The sequence below is a fragment of the Pseudochrobactrum sp. XF203 genome (assembly GCF_020341615.1).
In the GTDB taxonomy this organism is placed as follows: domain Bacteria; phylum Pseudomonadota; class Alphaproteobacteria; order Rhizobiales; family Rhizobiaceae; genus Pseudochrobactrum; species Pseudochrobactrum saccharolyticum.
The window spans coordinates 965,267-983,669 of sequence record NZ_CP084392.1 but is presented as its reverse complement, the minus strand read 5'-3'; the positions used below and the strand labels follow the sequence as shown (position 1 = coordinate 983,669).

General features: G+C 53.0%; 17 protein-coding genes. All 17 read right to left on the bottom strand.

Going from position 1 to position 18,403, the window contains the following annotated elements:
* Positions 1-28 precede the first annotated feature (28 nt).
* Positions 29-1,447: a HAMP domain-containing sensor histidine kinase gene (locus tag LDL70_RS04235; RefSeq protein WP_225687386.1), complete on the bottom strand. Its 1,419-nt coding sequence runs from the start codon at positions 1,445-1,447 to the stop codon at positions 29-31.
* On the bottom strand, positions 1,444-2,154 hold the full coding sequence (locus tag LDL70_RS04230) for a response regulator transcription factor (protein WP_022709997.1): 711 nt from the start codon (positions 2,152-2,154) through the stop codon (positions 1,444-1,446). The genes LDL70_RS04235 and LDL70_RS04230 overlap by 4 nt, the downstream gene beginning before the upstream one ends.
* An 87-nt stretch (positions 2,155-2,241) precedes the next feature.
* Positions 2,242-3,774: a Do family serine endopeptidase gene (locus LDL70_RS04225; protein WP_022709998.1), complete on the bottom strand. Its 1,533-nt coding sequence runs from the start codon at positions 3,772-3,774 to the stop codon at positions 2,242-2,244.
* Between the two features lie 127 nt (positions 3,775-3,901).
* Complete coding sequence (locus LDL70_RS04220; protein ID WP_225687384.1) at positions 3,902-4,414, bottom strand: cytochrome c-type biogenesis protein; 513 nt, start codon at positions 4,412-4,414, stop codon at positions 3,902-3,904.
* Entirely contained in the window at positions 4,411-6,399 is a 1,989-nt protein-coding gene (locus LDL70_RS04215) for a heme lyase CcmF/NrfE family subunit (RefSeq protein ID WP_075654566.1), read from the bottom strand. The genes LDL70_RS04220 and LDL70_RS04215 overlap by 4 nt, the downstream gene beginning before the upstream one ends.
* Before the next feature lie 94 nt (positions 6,400-6,493).
* Positions 6,494-6,931, bottom strand: coding sequence for a cytochrome c maturation protein CcmE (ccmE, locus tag LDL70_RS04210; RefSeq protein ID WP_022710001.1), 438 nt, complete (start codon positions 6,929-6,931; stop codon positions 6,494-6,496).
* A 62-nt stretch (positions 6,932-6,993) separates the two neighbouring features.
* Positions 6,994-8,202: a c-type cytochrome biogenesis protein CcmI gene (ccmI, locus tag LDL70_RS04205; protein WP_225687382.1), complete on the bottom strand. Its 1,209-nt coding sequence runs from the start codon at positions 8,200-8,202 to the stop codon at positions 6,994-6,996.
* Positions 8,203-8,345: 143 nt separating this feature from the next.
* Complete coding sequence (locus LDL70_RS04200) at positions 8,346-8,792, bottom strand: membrane protein (RefSeq protein WP_022710003.1); 447 nt, start codon at positions 8,790-8,792, stop codon at positions 8,346-8,348.
* 157 nt (positions 8,793-8,949) lie between these two features.
* Positions 8,950-10,278 (bottom strand): ATP-binding protein, encoded by a 1,329-nt coding sequence (locus LDL70_RS04195; protein ID WP_075654811.1) that lies wholly within the window; start codon positions 10,276-10,278, stop codon positions 8,950-8,952.
* Between the two features lie 88 nt (positions 10,279-10,366).
* Positions 10,367-11,047, bottom strand: coding sequence for a response regulator transcription factor (locus tag LDL70_RS04190; RefSeq protein WP_022710005.1), 681 nt, complete (start codon positions 11,045-11,047; stop codon positions 10,367-10,369).
* Between the two features lie 154 nt (positions 11,048-11,201).
* Positions 11,202-11,537 carry a hypothetical protein gene (locus LDL70_RS18035; protein WP_306401681.1) on the bottom strand — a complete coding sequence of 112 codons (336 nt, stop codon included), beginning with the start codon at positions 11,535-11,537 and terminating at the stop codon, positions 11,202-11,204.
* 322 nt (positions 11,538-11,859) lie between these two features.
* The gene (locus LDL70_RS04180; RefSeq protein ID WP_225687380.1) at positions 11,860-15,654 is read right to left on the bottom strand and encodes a glycoside hydrolase TIM-barrel-like domain-containing protein; all 3,795 of its coding nucleotides are present in this window, start codon (positions 15,652-15,654) and stop codon (positions 11,860-11,862) included.
* Positions 15,655-15,672: 18 nt separating this feature from the next.
* Positions 15,673-16,116 carry an NlpC/P60 family protein gene (locus LDL70_RS04175; protein ID WP_225687378.1) on the bottom strand — a complete coding sequence of 148 codons (444 nt, stop codon included), beginning with the start codon at positions 16,114-16,116 and terminating at the stop codon, positions 15,673-15,675.
* The gene (locus LDL70_RS04170; RefSeq protein WP_225687376.1) at positions 16,113-17,000 is read right to left on the bottom strand and encodes a DUF2163 domain-containing protein; all 888 of its coding nucleotides are present in this window, start codon (positions 16,998-17,000) and stop codon (positions 16,113-16,115) included. Before LDL70_RS04170 ends, LDL70_RS04175 begins: the two co-directional genes overlap by 4 nt.
* Positions 17,000-17,632 (bottom strand): DUF2460 domain-containing protein, encoded by a 633-nt coding sequence (locus LDL70_RS04165; protein ID WP_225687375.1) that lies wholly within the window; start codon positions 17,630-17,632, stop codon positions 17,000-17,002. The genes LDL70_RS04170 and LDL70_RS04165 overlap by 1 nt, the downstream gene beginning before the upstream one ends.
* A gap of 11 nt (positions 17,633-17,643) precedes the next feature.
* Positions 17,644-18,213 (bottom strand): phage tail tape measure protein, encoded by a 570-nt coding sequence (locus LDL70_RS04160; RefSeq protein ID WP_225687373.1) that lies wholly within the window; start codon positions 18,211-18,213, stop codon positions 17,644-17,646.
* Complete coding sequence (locus LDL70_RS04155; protein ID WP_225687372.1) at positions 18,210-18,398, bottom strand: rcc01693 family protein; 189 nt, start codon at positions 18,396-18,398, stop codon at positions 18,210-18,212. The genes LDL70_RS04160 and LDL70_RS04155 overlap by 4 nt, the downstream gene beginning before the upstream one ends.
* Positions 18,399-18,403 lie beyond the last annotated feature (5 nt).

Here is an 18,403-nt window from a genome sequence, read left to right as displayed (position 1 = left end):
TCGGGATGCGCTGTAGATTCCTACCTGATTACTGTTTTGTCTCAGGCAGGGCAGGAAAAGCAAGAACAACCCGCAGTCCCGGTGAATTATCTTCCAGCATCAGACTACCGCCATGCAGTTTCATCACCGCTTTTGCCAGACTGAGACCAAGACCGGAGCCCGGCTGTGTACGGCTTTCCTCAAGGCGCACAAAACGCTCTGTCGCCTGTTCGCGCATCGCTTCCGGAATACCCGCGCCCTGATCGGCAACGCTGATTAATATCTGATCGCCCTCTTGCTTCATCGCCACGGTGATCTTTGTCCGGTTTTCACCGCCCTCATCCGCGACTGGTGAATATTTGATCGCATTATCAATCAGATTGGAAATGGTCTGGCCAACCAGCTCACGATTGATCCGCAGGCTGATATCCGCACCAGCTTCAACCACAAGCTCCAGTCCCGCATCTTCCGCAACCGGCTCATAAAGCTCTGCCACATCATGCAGGATCGGATTGACCGGCAGCACTTCCATATTCTCGGATGAGTAACCGGCCTCAAGGCGCGAGATCATCAGGATCGCATTAAACGTGCGGATCAGCTGATCGGATTCGGCAATAATATCTTCCAGAGCCGCGCGATATTCCGTATTCTCTTTCTGGCCGGAAAGTGTGGCTTCCGCCTTATTACGCAGTCTCGTCAGCGGCGTTTTCAGATCATGGGCGATATTGTCCGAGACATGTTTCAGCCCGTCATTCAGCTCTTCAATCCGCCCCAGCATAGCGTTCAGATTAATCGACAGCCGGTCAAATTCATCGCCTGAACCGCTAACCGGCAGACGCTCTCCCAGATCACCAGCCATAATGCGTTGTGAGGAACTCGACACCTGTTTGAGACGTAACAACGCCCTGCGACCGACAAAATACCAGATCAGGAAAGCGCCAATTCCCATGATGCCCAGCGCCAGCACCAAAGCACGGCGCATAATATCGCGGAACAGTTCCGGCTCGCTCAGATCGCGGCCGATCAGAACGCGCATACCATTCGGGATAGCGAAGACAATGGCAATTGCCTTGTGTTTCTCGGCATTGCCCTGTTCGCCATAGCGCATATAGGTGAATGGCCGGTCAGACATGCCGCTAATATCCAGCACGCCCGGCTCAAGACTCTCCACATTGCCGGAGAGAATACGCCCTGCAGGATCAGAAATCAGATAAAGAAAAGCACCGGGCTGGCGGGAGCGCCGGTCAATCGTGCGCACCAGCAGCGGAATACCACCGCGCTCATAAGACTGCGTGACGCTTGTCACTTCATCGAGCAAGGCTTTCTGTGTCTGTGCAGTCAAAAAATTGACCGACAGGTTGGTCATATAGAAAAACAGCGCCATCGCACTGAGCAGAAACAGCAACAAATATAAAGCCGACAACCGGACAGCTGTCGTGCTCAGCAAGGCGCTCAGCCGGTTCATCATTGGCTGTCCGCCACTTTGGATTTGGCTGCGGATGTTCCCGCCTTCAGCATATACCCGGCTCCGCGCACGGTATGCAGTAAAGGCTCATCAAAATCTTTTTCGATTTTGGAGCGCAGGCGCGAGATATGAACATCGATCACATTGGTTTGCGGGTCGAAGTGATAATCCCAGACATTTTCCAGCAGCATCGTGCGGGTTACCACCTGTCCCGCATGACGCATCAGATATTCCAGCAGGCGAAATTCGCGCGGCTGCAAATTGATCTCGGTACCGGCACGACGCGCCGTATGAGACAGACGGTCGAGTTCCAGATCGCCAACGCGGTAAACTGTGTCTGCCTCTTTCGGGCTGACACGGCGCTGCAAAACCTCAACCCGCGCCAGCAGCTCCGAGAATGCATAAGGCTTGGTGAGATAATCATCGCCGCCGGCACGCAGACCTGTTACACGGTCATCCACCTGCCCCAGAGCTGAAAGAATGAGCGCCGGTGTGGTTTGCCCCTGTGCGCGCAATCCGGCAATGACAGAAAGCCCGTCACGCTTCGGCAGCATGCGGTCAATAATCAGCACGTCATAATGATTATTCTCAGCCAGCGTATAGCCGGTTTCGCCATCACCGGCGACATCAGCTATATGTCCGGCTTCAGCAAAAGCTTTTTCCAGATACCGGGCCGCTTCGCGGTCATCTTCAATAATCAAAATACGCATCAGCAACCCTCAAAGCAGAGTGTAAATGTTTGAAAAGGCGGCGCTGTTCAAGCACCGCCTTTTCTTATTTCAACCTATCAGAACAGATCAGCCCTGATCAACCGGCAGAGCAACAAAGCTGTTCTGGCCATTACGCTGAACCTGCAGCAGAACTGCCTTGCGTCCGTTTTTCACAGCATCTTTAATCGCTGCGTTAATGTCAGATGCGGATTTCACATCCTTATTATTCACGGTCACAATTGTATCGCCTGCGCGCATGCCCTTGTCAGCTGCGTCACTGTCAGGATCAACATCGGTTACGACAACGCCTTTGCCGCTGTCATCCGGTGTGACTGTGAGGCCGTAATCATCAAGGGTTTCACTCTCACCCGATGATGTAGCAGCGCTCTTGTCGCCCTGTTTCTGGTCATCCGGATAGGCTTTGATTTCAATACTGACAGTCTCAGCCTTGCCTTTGCGCCAGATCGTCAGGCTGGCTTTTTCGCCCGGATTGATCGCAGCAACTTTCTTAGCCAGATCACGCGGATCTTTCACGGTCTCATCATTCACTGCCGTAATCACATCACCGGCAACGATACCCGCTTTAGCGGCAGGACCATCAGCCTGTGGTTCGGCAACGATTGCGCCTTTATCTTCTGCAAGACCGAGCGAATCTGCGATTTCCTTGGTCACCGGCTGAATTTGCACACCGATCCAGCCGCGCTCAACCGAGCCCTTCTTAATCAGCTGATCCACAACCTTACTTGCAGTGGATGCCGGAATTGCAAAGGCAATACCAACACTGCCGCCCGATGGCGAGAAGATTGCGGTGTTAATACCGACAACCTTACCGGTCAGATCAAAAGCAGGGCCGCCGGAGTTACCTTTGTTTACCGCCGCATCAATCTGGATGAAGTCATCGTAAGGGCCTGCTCCGATATCACGGCCACGGGCAGAAACAATACCGGCAGTCACAGTACCGCCAAGACCGAACGGATTACCTACGGCGACAACCCAGTCCCCGACTTTGACAGTGCTGTCATCATCGAAAGCCACATAAGTGAATTTGCGCTTATCATCGACTTTCAGCACGGCAAGGTCTGTACGGGCATCAGTGCCGATCAGCTTGGCATCAAGTTCGGTGCCGTCATCCATCACAACGGAGAATGAATCGCCATCTGTCACAACGTGGTTATTGGTGACGACATAGCCGTCTTCAGAAATGAAGAAGCCTGAGCCCTGAGCAAACGGACGGGCATGACCGCGATCACCGCGCTTCTGGCGCTTATTCGGGCGCGCCTGTTCACCATCAGGACCATAAGGATTACCGAATTCTTTGAAGAAGCGCTTTAAAGGATGGCCGTCCGGCAACTGGTCAAGACCATTACCGCCAAAATACTGGGTGCGATCATTGCGTGTGTTCTGCACATCGCTTTTCACGCGCACACTCACAACGGCAGGGCGAACTTTTTCAACCAGTTCAGAAAAACCAGGCTGAGCCTGAGCAGTCACGCTGACCGGAGCTGCCTGCGCAGACGAGATTGATGCCAGAGGGCCAGTCGCCAGAATTGTACCGGCCAGAGCGGCGGACAAGAAAATGCGGGTCAGCGGACGACGGGAAGATGACTTAATATCAGACATAAAATATCTCCTGAGAGGGCAGATAACCAGCTAAAGATTATCAACTATTCCTCACAAGAGATAGCTTACCGAACATTACCGGATAATTTCTGAAACATGAATTTTTCGTAAGGTTACGAAATTCCGGTTATTTGCCGTCCAGAAGATTTTGAAGACGTTGTTTTTCCTCGTCATTCAGCGGAACAATCTGTGGCTGCGTGCTGCCGGCCTTACGACGTGAAAACCAAATAACGCTGATACCAATAATCAGAATAATGACAGGGAAGCTCCACAAGATGATTGTCTGCTTATCGAGACGCGGTTTGAGAAGCACGAACTCGCCATAACGCGACACCAGAAAATCAATAACCTGTTCGTCGCTGTCGCCCTGTACCAGACGCTCACGCACCAGCAAACGCAGGTCACGCGCCAGATCGGCATCGGAATCATCAATCGACTGGTTCTGACACACCATGCAACGCAAACCGGCAGACAGATCACGCGCACGTTTTTCCAGCACAGGATCAGCCAGAACTTCATCCGGATTAACCGCCCATGCGTTATGAACATTTGCAGTCAGCAAACTACCGGCGGCGATGCTCACAGCAATGAGCAAGATACAGAAGGAACGGCTGCACAGATTTTTCAACAGGCTCATCATGCCACCCCGCTTACTGCTTTCACCGTCTTTTTAGCTCTGGCCGGAGCACCGACACGCAGACGTCTGTCCATCAGAGACAAGAGCCCGCCAAGAACCATAGCAACCGTGCCAAGCCAGATCAGCGTCACCGATGGTTTCCACCAGAGGCGCACGACCATACCACCATTCTCCAGAGCATCGCCCAGTGCAACATAATACTGATTAACGCCACGGGTCAGGATACCGGCTTCGGTCGTCGGCATATTACGTGCCGGATAGAAGCGCTTTGCCGCCATAACATTACCGATTGTATTGCCGCTGCTGTCGAGCAGAGAGAACAATCCCTGATCTTCCGTATAGTTTGAACCGGCAAAAGGCTGTTGCGCATCATAACGTAACTGATAACCGGAGAAAGCAACCGTTTCCCCCTGTTTCATGGTGACAACCTGTTCCGTACCGAAACTGGACACAATCACGATACCCAGCAAGGTAATGCCAAGCCCCATATGCGCCAGAGCAGTGCCGAATACCGAACGCGGCAGCCCCAGCAAGCGCGGGAATGCCCGCGAAAGCTCAACCTTACCAAAACCGGCTTTGGTCACGATATCCATCAGGCTGCCGAGAATAACCCACAGACCCAGACCAATACCGAAAGCAGCCCAGACAGCGCGCGGATCAATCAGAATAAGCACCAGTCCCACGCTCAGGAGACACAGGCCGAAAACCCACATCAGGCGCTGTGCCACCGCATAGAGATCGCCACGTTTCCATGCCAGCAGCGGGCCGAATGGTACGGCGGCCAGCAAGGGGATCATCAGCGGGCCGAAAGTCATATTGAAAAACGGTGCGCCGACGGAAATCTTGGTTCCGGTCATTGCCTCAAGCAAAAGCGGATAAAGCGTACCGATCAGCACGGTTGCCGTAGCCGTGCTCAGGAACAGGTTGTTCAGCACCAGCGCACCTTCACGCGACACCGGCTGAAACATGGTTCCGGTCGTCAATGTCTGTGCGCGCAAGGCAAACAATGCCAGTGAGCCGCCGATGAAGAACACCAGAATAGCGAGAATAAACAAGCCACGCCCCGGATCGGTGGCAAAGCTGTGTACCGAAGTCAGCACGCCTGAGCGGACAAGGAATGCACCGAGCAATGACAGCGAGAATGTCAGCAGAGCCAGCAAAATTGTCCAGATCTTCAAAGCGCCGCGTTTTTCCATCACAATCGCGGAATGCAGAAGCGCGGTGCCGATCAGCCATGGCATGAAGGATGCGTTTTCAACCGGATCCCAGAACCACCAGCCGCCCCAGCCCAGTTCATAATAAGCCCAGTAAGAGCCCATGGAGATACCGCCGGTCAGAAAAATCCATGCGGTCAGCGTCCAAGGTCGTACCCAGCGTGCCCATGCGGCATCAATACGACCGTCAATCAGCGCAGCAACAGCGAAGGAGAAACAAACTGAAAAGCCGACATAGCCGAGATAGAGCATCGGCGGATGAATGGCGAGGCCGATATCCTGCAGGATAGGGTTGAGATCCTGTCCTTCAATCGGTGCCGGAATAATCCGGATAAACGGATTGGATGTGAAAAGAATGAAGCTTAAGAATGCTGTGGCAATCCACCCCTGCACAGCCAGAACATTTGCCCGCAATGTGTTCGGAAGATTACTGCCAAAGACTGCAACCAGCGCACTGAAAAATGTCAGGATCAGCACCCAGAGCATCATCGAGCCTTCGTGATTGCCCCAGACTCCGGTAATTTTAAATAGTAAAGGCTTCAGCGAGTGGGAGTTTTCAACCACATTGAGCACGGAGAAATCAGAAGTAACATAGGCATGGACCAGCATTGCCGACGATAACAGAACCAGTGCAAACACGGCCGCAGAGCAAGGCTCTGCAACGCTCATCAATCGGGAATCATTCCGTTTTGCTCCGATGATCGGCAAAAAGGACTGCACCAAGGCCAAAGCCAGTGCCAGTACCAGTGCGAAATGTCCGATTTCAACGCTCATTCTATTTATCCTGCCTGTTGAATATTGCGCATCCGAAACACGCAATATTCAGCTTTTGGAATGGGGTTTCAAACAAAGCCTGCTTAAGAGCAGCTTAGTTCCCTTCCCAGACACCTTTTTCTTTCAGACTGTCTGCAACATCTTTCGGCATGTAATTTTCGTCATGCTTTGCCAGAACATTATCTGCGATAAAAACACCATCGGGCGTAAAACGGCCTTCTGCGACAACGCCCTGCCCCTCACGGAACAGATCCGGCAAAATGCCTTCATAGGTGACTGTCACCTGTTTCAGCGTGTCTGTGACAGCAAATTGCACATGTTTATCAGCGCCACGGACCACAGAACCAGCCTCGACCAGACCACCAAGACGGAAACGCGCACCCGATGCAATATCTTCTGCTGTCACATCATCAGGTGTACGGAAATAGCGAATATCCTGACTGAAGGCGATCAGCACCAGACCAATAGCCAGCGCCAAAACGGCCATGGCGCCGGAGATCAAAATCAGGCGCTTGCGTTTGCGGTTGCGCATAACCTGTGAAACCCGCGGTGGGCGGTTTTCTGCAGAGGATGATGCCGATAACTGACTATGGGTCACTTCTGAACTCCCGTCGTATCCAGTCCTAACCGGGAGGCGACCTGAGTAAGCCGCTTCCGGTCATTTTCCGGCAGAACTTTAACAGCTTTTCGCAAAGCTTCGGCAGCATTATCACGCTCACCAAGCACGACATATGCGCGCAGCAAACGCTCCCAGCCATCAATATCCGTCGGGTTGTCTTGTAGTTTTGCAGCCAGACCATCCACCATGGAACGGATCATATCTTTCCGCCCCTGCTCACTCAGGGCGGCAGCGGCTTCAACATCTTCAGCTGTCGGGCCTGGTGCCTGAACTGCCTGTGTCTGCGTAGCCTGCGACGGTGCAGTTGAAGGAGCCGCGCCGCCTGATTTCAGATTGGCAATCGTCTGCTCAATATCAGCGCGCCATTGTGCATCTTCAGGTGATGTATTGAGAATGATCTGCAAGACATTGATTGCATCATCCCGCTTACCGGCCTGCAGCAATGCCCGTGCCTTCATCAAAGGCGGACGCATGTCGGACGGTTCGATTGTTCCGGCTTTCTCGAAGAGAGCAAGAGCCTCTTCAGTGACCTGCCCGTTGGCTTTAATCGTCAGGGCTTCCCCGAGACCGATCAGACGATCAACATCATCACCAAGCAGTTCCAGAGCCTTGCGGTAGGCATTAATGGCATCGTCAACGCGGCCAATGCGCAGATAAATCGGCGCAAGTATCGCCCAGCCACGACCATCATCCGGCGTCTTTGCCAGATGCGCTTCGGCCTGTGCGATCAGTTCGGCTGCGCTTTTATCCTGAATCATTGTGTTTTTGCGTTCAGCCAGTGGCTGCGCAGGCAGATCGGGCGTACCGATTGCTGCATAGACACCCCAGCTGACTGCCGGAATGAACAATAAGACAAGAATAATCGCCCAACGGTCGCTTGCACTGAACAGATACTTCTTTTCAGCAGCGCCCGTGGCTTTGCCTTCAGCACCTGCAGCCGCATCCGTCATACGACGGTCATTCTTAAGAATGCGACGGGATATTTCGAGTCGGGCTTGTTCAGCCGACTGCTCATCCAGCAGACCACGCGCCAGATCGGAATCAATCTCTTTCAGCTGCTGAATATAAACCGAGCGGTCTTCCTCGCCCTCAGCCACGGACACGGTGTCTTTTCGTGTCAGAGGCAACATGACGATAAGAATTGCAGCGAAAGTTAAAAGTGCAGAAACAAGCCAGAAATCCATGACCGGAGACTTAATCTACCTGCCCGGTAAAACCAACTGCCTGTTGGCAAATTATCAGGGTATAGGTCATTTGGCCGCAAAGCCGTCCGGCAGTTCAGTCCTGTGCAAAACCTGCCTTAATCAAGTTTTGCACAGAGGCTAAATCAGGTCAGCGGTGTCCAGCTACCATCATCATTGCGGCAGGCAGTGCCGCGCACCAACTGCGGCGCTCCGTCAACGGTAAAACTATGGCTATATTGCCTGCAATTCTGGGAACCGACCTGATAAGGCTGCGCAGCAGTTACCTCACCGGAAGCTTTGCCAGAACGCCCCTTCCATGAAACCGCTTCACCTTTCGGCGCATATTCCAGTGCTTTATATTCCGCCTCGATTGCCGACCTGCGATCAGAAGCCGTGAGCTGCGAACCGGCAGAGCCCAGAATACCATTTCCCATCGGCGCCAGAACTGCATTGCTGACCGATCCTCCGGCCAGCGGATTTCGGGATGGCGAACCTGATGTTGAAGCGTTCAATGTGGAGCAGGCTGTCAGAGCAAACAGCGGAAGAATAAAAGTAAGTTTACGCAATGTACCTACGGAAGACGACTTCATGAGCAATTTAACATCCTGTCAGCAACGCTTTGCAGAGCATTATGACTGCTGAAAGCACACTCTGCAATCATTCCCTTGACATCTCAACACAAAACAAAATCAGGAATAACGCGCCTGACTGCGGTCAGTTATACCTGAAACCGGCTAAAAGCAAAGCTCAGCTTAAAACTGCAGGCAAAGTAATCTGCACAGCAAGACCACCCAAAGATGCCTTACTCAGCCCCAAAGTCCCGCAATATTCCCTGACCGTATCCTGAACAATTGCCAGCCCCAAACCTGTACCGGGCTTGCTTTCATCAATGCGCTTCCCACGTTTCAGGGCTTCAGCCATTTTATCCGCAGGTAGACCTTCTCCGTCATCCTCAATCAGGATTTCAAACTGATTGCTTGCGCCTTCACCTGCATCCGGTTTCTGAGCGGCGCGCAGGGACAGATGAATTTTTGAACGCCCCCATTTGGCCGCGTTCTCCATGATATTTCCGACGATTTCTTCGAGATCTTCTTTTTCACCGGCAAAGATTGCAGCGGGAAACTGATTGGAAAATGTAACCTTCAAATGCGGATTAAGCTTAGCCGTCACACGAATCATGCGCTCAAGCACCGGTGTGACCGGAGCCCTGAAAACAACACTGTCCCGCTGGGCTGCAACGCGTGCACGCTGTAAATAATGCTGGATCTGCACCTGCATTGCATCACTCTGCTCGATCACCAACTGCCCCTGACGGCCGCCAATATTGCGGCCTTCATTCATCAGCACAGAAAGCGGCGTTTTCAGAGAATGTGCAAGATTTCCCACCTGCGTCCGCGACCGCTCCACAATACGGTGGTTATTTTCTATCAGGGCATTCATTTCCTGCGCGAGCGGTGCGATCTCCAAAGGCAAGTCCGCATCAACACGATTGCTTCTTCCCTCACGGATATCCGCCAGCGTGCGACGCACATGATCCAGCGGTCGCAAACCAAACAGAATAATTGCCGCATTAATCAGAATACTGCCAAGGCCGAACAGCCCCAGATAGATATAAAGCCGGTTGCGGAAATCGCTGATTTCTTCTTTCACCTCATTCAGATTACCCATCACGCGGAAACGGGCAATTTTATCCGTACTGTCGAGAACAACCTCTGTTTCAACAACAGAAAGATCCTCGCCAGTGCTGGTTTGCACGACATAACTGCGCATGAATGACTGGTCGAAAGGTGCTTCAGAAACTGATTTTACAGGAATTATTTTTGAGCCCAATGAAACCGAGCCCAGATGCCCGCGCACACTTGCAGACACAGGATCAACCGACCAATACCAGCCTGAATCAGCGCTGGCATAGCGTATTTCACCAAGCTCCGGCTTACCGTAAAGCTCGCCCTCCGGCGTCAGACTGACCGCCCCGACGAGACTATAAAGATGTGCGGATAAAAGGCTTTGAAAACTGCGCTCTGCCGCATCCCGATAGAGCGACTGAATGAGCGTGGCAACGACAACAAGGGCAATAATAACCCATAATGTTGACAGCGTTACCACACGCAGTGCCAGCGAGCGCAAACCGAGAGCAAAGACTTTCCCGGAAAACAGCGGCATCTCAGTCTTTACTGCCATCATTATTGTCAGAGCGGATGCGATATCCCATGCCGCGAACGGTCTCGATCATATCCACGCCCATTTTCTTGCGCAGACGTCCGACAAAAACCTCGATCGTATTGGAATCACGGTCGAAATCCTGATCGTATAAATGCTCCACCAGTTCTGTACGGGAAATCACTTCATCCATATGGTGCATGAGATAAGACAACAGCCGGAACTCATGAGAGGTCAGCTTCAAAGCCGCACCGTCAACCGTTGCTTTTGAAGCCTTTGTATCCAGCACAAGTTTACCGCTGACAATTTCCGATGAAGCATGACCAGCCGCACGGCGGATCAAAGCGCGCAACCGCGCCAGAACTTCTTCAATGTGAAATGGTTTCGCCACATAATCATCAGCACCGGCATCAATACCGGCAACCTTGTCACTCCAGCGGTCACGCGCTGTCAGCATCAACACCGGCATGGAACGGCCTTCACGGCGCCAGCGCTCTACAACACTGATCCCATCCATTTGCGGCAGGCCGATATCCAGTATCACCGCATCATAAGGTTCAGTATCGCCGAGAAAATGGCCTTCTTCGCCGTCAAAAGCACAATCGACCACATAGTCTGCATCACGGAGAGCTTCAGCCAGCTGACGGTTAAGATCCTTATCATCTTCAACAATCAGAATTCTCATCAGCAAACCTTTTCAGTCTTTCGGAGCGATAATACAGCGTGCCGTCTGCCATGCAGACAGCATCTGTTTTTACAGCACATTACAAGAATGAGCAAACGGGAGAATTACAAGTCAGTGTCCGGTAAGTTACAGGCGAAACTTTAAAGCTTCCGCTTTACTTGGCCGGTACTGCAACTTCCACACGGCGCGGACGTTCACCGTCACGTCCGGGTACCAGCACAACCACAATACAGACCGGCGCGCCGTTCTGAACAGCAGCTGTTGCTTTGGTCAGCGTACCGCCCTGCTGTGCAGCAACCTGCTGTCCGATGGCAGCACAATCACCGGCAACGCGAATGATATGCGGCTGCGCCTGTTGCAAACCGGCAGGTACGTGCCGTTGCAAGCCTGCGGCGCCCGCAGATGGAACAATGCTTGTAAAAACTGCTGCGGTCATACCGGTGAGCAGAGTAAAAGCAGCGAAAAATGTGCGAACTGGTTTCTGTGTCATCATAACGCTCACTTTAACGCCTCTTACCTGAATGTTGAATGAACAATCTTGTGTATCAAACAAACGGCACTCATCCGGAGCGTTTCCATTAACGACAGGTTCACGGGAACCGCTCACATCGTTTCACCCTATTTCCGGACGGTCATTCTGTTGTACTGCCGGAAATGCTTAGATTTTTTCTTTCGTTAACATTAGTTCCCTAAAAACGAAAGTCTTCATAACTGCGGCAAAGCTGCCAAATTCATTAAAAACTGTCAATTACGAAGGATCAGCCCGTTTTCAATTCAACATGTGTGCTGGAAAATATTTTTCGCAACTGGTTTTAGTAACGAAACGATAGTGAAGCCGCCTCTCCCGCGCCGGAACTCTGACTGATCTGAGCGACTTCCAAACGCAAATGCACACCGTGTTGCACCTGACCGGAATAGACATAATGCGGTCGGGTTACTTCCGCTTTTTCCAACAGCACCCCATCCTGCCACAGTTGTACCTGATATTTTTCCGTAACTTCTCCTAGAGGAATATCCTCCCCCATCCAGCTATCCGCATCAATGCGTCCGCGCCGGATCCACTGAAAATGCATATCTCCGTTTAGCTGCGGTCTGTATCTGACATGAACCGGACTCAGAGGCTTTAAGGCTTTCATGCCACCGGCAGCGGATTGGGTAATAAAATAGTCATCCGAAAAGTCCCGACCGGATGGCCCCGCACGCCAGTTCAGCATCAAACCGTTTTCAGTCTTCTGCAATCCTGCAGGAACAACCCGATCATCCAGCAAAATAAAAGACGCACCTAACGGTTTTACAATATCTGCCTCCGGTTCTGTTCCCGATTGTCCGCGCAGCAAAGACTTTAACCGCCAGTGACCGGCAGCAATTTCTTCTGCCTCCTGATACTGCAGAATCTCCCATCCGCCCGCGCTATTTTGCACCAGAGCGGTATTTGCGGCATTCAGCACTTGCAACACAGACTGAGAATGTAATTCCCCGTGATATAGACGAATATCAAAACTCTGCTGATGCATGAAACGACCGCTGGCGGCGCCTGCAAGCTCTGTTGTCAGCTCCCCCATGATTGCGGCATAGGGGATCACTGTGCGCAATTGATAGCCACCCGCTTCCGGCGAGGCAAAAAGCGCCACATCCCGCCACGGCTTGGCATAACAAGCGATGCGGAACTGACTGCTCTCATTTTCAATTCCGGGCCACATCGGCAAATCCAGCATATGAAACAGCGGCGGACCGGCAGTCACACCGCCGGAAACAGGCACCGCTGGCATACGGGTGCGATCAGGGCGACGCAAAGCCGGCGCAAGCGCTACGGCTTTAGCCCGCCTTGCCGCTCCGTCCTCAAAGCTCACAATGACATAATCCCGATTTCCGGCCAGTTCAGGCACACGCACCCTGTCACCGACTGTCAAACCTGCCTGCAACCATGGCACAGAAAAAGCAACGGTGCGGCGTTCAGCCCGTTTTCTTTCAAGCCAGCTTTCGGCCAGTGCCTGCGCTTGTCCGCTTTCCATGGCAGCAGATAAAGACAGGCTTTCGTGACCGGCACGCTGCCAGCCGGATTTTTGCGCCAAGGCACTGCCGGACTGATAATCCCGCAAGGCATCGCTGAAATAAATCTCTGCGCTTGCAGGCAATTCTTCCACATCATCCAGAATACGCACCGGCAATGACTGATCGCCTTCCAGTGCAAAATCCTGAATGGCAACGGGATTCTGGCGTTGTGTGAGACTGCGGAATACCAGCCTCTGAGTTCCCTTCACTTGCTCAAAAGCCACAAGCCCGAATATATCCATCAACGGTTCCAGCAATGCCCTGCCACTCGCCGGATTATCGGCAATATACCCGGACAGATAGCCTTCAACGCCACGGCAATCAGCCAGCCCTTCAAGCCCGAAATCTTTCAGCAAAGCGAGTAACAATTCATCCAGCGCTACACCACTCAGGCGGCCATTGAGCCAATGCCCTGTTGCCCAATTGGCAGCATCGCCCCAGATATCTGCTTTCAGCGGATATTCTGGAAACGGGCGCGTATCCCACGCCCAGACATAAATCTGTTCCGGATCAAGCATTGCACCGCCATAGAGCGGCGAAACAGGATTATGCTCTCCCGCAACATTCCAATAGGAAAAATGCGCGCGCAAAAAACGATCCGGCGCAATATCACTGCGCGAGCCATCGGAGAAATATGGCACAGCATTTTCCGAGGATTTCGGATCAGGAAATACATTCGGCTGGTTCGGCCCTTTATCAACCGCCGCACAGCCAAGCTCGGTAAACCAGAATGGCTTGGACATGGGTTGCCATGCGGTAGGTTGTGTCTGCTCCACACCATTGATGCGGTTGAAATGCTGGTTCTGCCACCATGAGCGCAAATCCTTATAACGGAATACCCACGGCTTGCCCGCCAGACCATCCGTTATTGCCGTGCGCTTGCGGGCACGCCTGTCTGCATCCGAGGCATAATACCAGTCATAACCCTCACCTCCGGCAATGGCATTTTGCAAGGCACTCTCATCATAGGCAGAAGCGGGAAAATCCGGATCAATGCTGCGCTCATCCCCGTCACGCCAGTCACTCAGCGGCATATAATTATCAATACAGATGGCATTGATTGCCAGATGCGCCCATAGCGGATCAAGGTGAAAGAACACATCGCCGCTGCCATCCTGCGGGTGATAGCCAAAATATTCCGACCAATCCGCACCATAAGTGATTTTACAATGAGCCCCTAAAGATGTGCGTGCATTATCAGCCAGTTCGCACAAAGTGCTGACAAACGGAAAATCATTCTGCTCATTACGGATTTGCGTGAGGCCACGTAGTTCCGAGCCGATCAGAAAGGCATCAACACCACCGGCAACATGCGCCAGTTCCAGATAATGGCGGATGAAATTCTTATAGCCGTTCGTGCCATCGGAAAAACGGGTAAGCTGAAGCGCTGCATCCGCTGTTTTATCTGCTCCCACCGGCACGCTAATTCTGCCGCGCCACGGATAGGCTGGCTGAAAGCCCTCACCATCCAGTGCAGGCAACTGATTATCAGCAGGAATATCCATCATAGTAAACGGATAAAGCGTGACCTTCAGTCCACGCTGTCGGGCATCTTTGATCGCAGCGATGACCGAGAAATCACTCGGTGTCCCGCCATAGGCTTTCTCAGTGCCATTATCAGAAATCAGATGGGCAGATGCACGGTCAACAGTACCGACACGCCAGTGATGGCTCGGTTTTCTCGCTTCCCGCGCTGTAACAGCGGGCAAAATCCGGCATTCTCCCGCGCGCAAATCGGTGCCAAACCAAGGCACAATCAGAGCAACTGTTTTCAGGTTGGGACACAGCGCCTGCAACTCATCCAGTGATGCTGACCAGTCACTTTGCGCCCGCAGAGTATTACGGTTCAACGCGCGTGTTTCACCGGGGCGCGGTTCATCGCGCACCATCTGCGGCGACAAACCAAATTCCGTTGCACCGGGGATCAGCGCAACGGCCTGAATATCCCGCGCCAGCCTACCAACACTGCGCATAACCTCGAATTGCAAAAGCGGAAGCCGGTTACCATAGGCATCAATCGGCAGGTGTTCGAAAACCACATAAGCAGTGCCGCGATAGGCAGGTGCTTTACCCGCCCCCTGCCGCGCTTCAATCAGCGGATCAGGCTGCTGCGTTTCAGTGCCATTATAGACACGAAGTGTGACCTGCGTCTGATCCAGCTCTTTGCCATCTGCCCAGATGCGCCGGATGCCGGAAATCTCGCCCTGTGCCACCGCAAAAGCGGCATTGACATAATAGCTGTAAGTGGTGGTTTTCGGGCCACCTTTCGCCCCTTGACGAGTGGTGGTTTTCTCTTCCTCGAAACGGGTCGCCCAGATCAGTGTACTGCCGACACGCATCGTGCCATAAACGGCAGGCAAAACAGCCCCTTCTTCCGCCTGCATCGGACGTGTACCGGAGAGACGCGGCCCTTCGATACGCCGCGTTGAATTAATCAGCGCATTGTCGATCATATAGCCGCCCATAGCGCCGATCGCACTACCGATTGCCGCGCCAACGGGGCCGAACAGCCCGCCGATCATACTACCTGCCGCCTGAAGAACCACTGTACTCATGCGAGAAATGACCTGTCTTCAAACCGAAGGATTTGGAAAGGAGAAAACTGCTGCAATACGCTGCCGCCATTGCGGAACCAGCGCAGAAAGCGTCACACTATGCCCCTCATAGGCATGGATGAAGCGGTTATTCTCCGCCATGATTCCTAAATGCTTGGCCGCCACACCATCCCGCCAGCGAAAGATCAGAATATCACCGGCCTGTATCTCTGATTGCGGTTTTAAATACATATGCCGTCGCGCAGCATCAATCAGCGGCTCATCTTGGGCAAGCTCTGCCCAGTCGCGGGAATAGGTGCCGGCATCCTCCGGCTCTGTACCATAAAGCTCGCGCCAGATACCGCGTATCAGCCCCAGACAATCACAGCCGACCTGCAAACGGCTGGCACCGTGACGATAGGGTGTACCAAGCCATTTTTCAGCAATCGCCAGCACTCTGTCATTCAACGGGGCAGCGGTCATGGTACCAGTACCCCGCCGTCAAAATTTCCCTCACCACCGGCAAAACCATAGGCAGCATCATTGCCGGGAATATGCGGAAAGCCGCGAAAATTCTCATGATTGGCAAAACGGTCACGGCATTGCTGAAAGCTCTTGTCGCAGCCCGCCAATACACGAAAACGATCACCGATCTGAACGTCATAGACCGGCAGTTCCTGAAGGATCAGACTTGCCGCATCACCCTGTTTAAGGTGCGAGACAATATTATTCACGCTACCCTGATTTTGCCCGCTCAGCCAATGCAGGCTCCCGCGCTCAAACCAGTGCGAGGTAAAACCACTCAGATTTACAACCACCAGATCCTGTCCGCTGACAAGCTCCACCACACCCTCACCCGCATAGCGCGGATCGGCCGGATTGATGCCGCAACGCTTATCTGCAAATTCCGCATCGCAACCCCGCTTGGCACGCCGTCCGAAAACACGATCCAGCAGAGCCGCACTGCTTTTCAACTCAGCGGTAAAATTCATGCCGCTGCGTGTAATTTTGCCGATTACGCAGCTGCGCAATAATACCGCTTGCTCCGGCTGCGCCCAGTTGACCAGATAAGTCTCAACAGTCGCACCGTCATAAAGCCCGCGCTCAATATCCGCATCAGTCAAAGCGTCACTGGTCAGCGCCCCTTCAATCTCGGAACTGTCTACCGCGAGACCAAGCTGGCTTCCTGCCTCAGAACCATTCATCCCGCTTTGCGGAAAGCAATTAATCCCATGCACGGATAATGTTCTGTCATGGTCACAAAAGCCAAAAACATCACCGTCTTTGCGGCGCAAAATCCATGCAAAACAATGTGTTGTCACATCGCCTTGCAAATGTGATTCAAGTGCCGGATCGAGTGTCAGCATCACTTCACCTCAACAATCGGAATAGACGGAATTTCACCGGCTTTGAAACTGGCAATACTGGCGCTCAGCCTGTCCGTATCAAAGCGCACCGGTACATCGAACAGGAAACCTGCGGTCACTTTTGCCTGCGGCGGTGGCACATGATCCTCGTGAATTTCCACTATGCCTGTCAGCCAATTCACGCTGAATGCATCCGCCGCAAGCACCTTCCCCTCAACGGCAAGCAGCACAGTCCCCAGCACGGGCTTGGTAATAATGCGCTGATAATCACCATACTGTTTCGCCAGCTGAAATCGCCGTGTCGCGCCGTCTCCCCGCCCCAGAAACTGATCTGTTGGTTGTGGCGGTGCATCCTGTTCCGATGAGAGATGATCAAACGGATCACGAAACCGGAACGCATAAAGTGAACCACGCCGCGCCTCGAAAAAACGTAACACAGCACGCAGATCGTTGAGCGAACGCAACCCTGTTCCGGCATCATAAAACCGCCGCGACATTGACCAGCGCGCATTACGCTTTTCGTGTCCCGAGGTCAGGCTGACAATCTCATTGCGCCATTCCGGCCCGCCGGTTGCCCCGAAGGAAACACCAAGCGGAAAAGGCACATCATGAAATGAAGATAAATCCTGCATAATGCGCCCTTTCACATGCGTCTGGTGCCATGGCGCACTGCACGTGCCAGCATGGCGCTGACTTGCGCTTCCGAGCGGCTGAAGGAAGCAGCATCAGGTGATGCCATATTAAAATTAATCTGCATGGATCGCCCGCCGCCACCATTGCCCATAGCCACGCCAAGACTGCCGTCACTGCCGCGTGCCAATGGCAAAATCGCCTCAGCTCCTGCCTCACCGGCCACGCCGAAACCACTGCCCAGTCCGAAATATGTCGGACTGGAAACCACACCGCCTTTGGCAAAAGGTTTAACCCCACCCAAGCCGCCAAGCCCGCCCATCAAGCCGGAGAACATCGAGGAAAATAATCCCTGCAATGGCTTCATTCCCGCATCCAGCGCCATGGAAGCCATATTCGACGCCAGACCGCGCAGCACATCGTCCAGCCCTTTGCCGGATGTGACCGCGCTTTTGAAAGCCGAAGTCAGGCTCTGCCCGAATGAGCCGGAACGCTTCTGCAAATTATCCAGCGCACGGTCAAAACCGCTGGTATCCGCCTCAACCGAAACCGTGACTGATTGTTGTGTGCCTGTATCATTCATAATTCACCATCCGGAAAAGCCCGCATCAGCGTGTTTAAAACATCACGCGACGGCGCTTTCCTGCCACCGCGCATGGACTGGCTCAGTGCCCTGATCTCGGGCAGGCTTAAACACCAGAAATCCCGTGACGACAGCCGCAATTGTCCCATCCCGAAATGCATCAGCGCATCCCAGGGGAAAGACATTGATT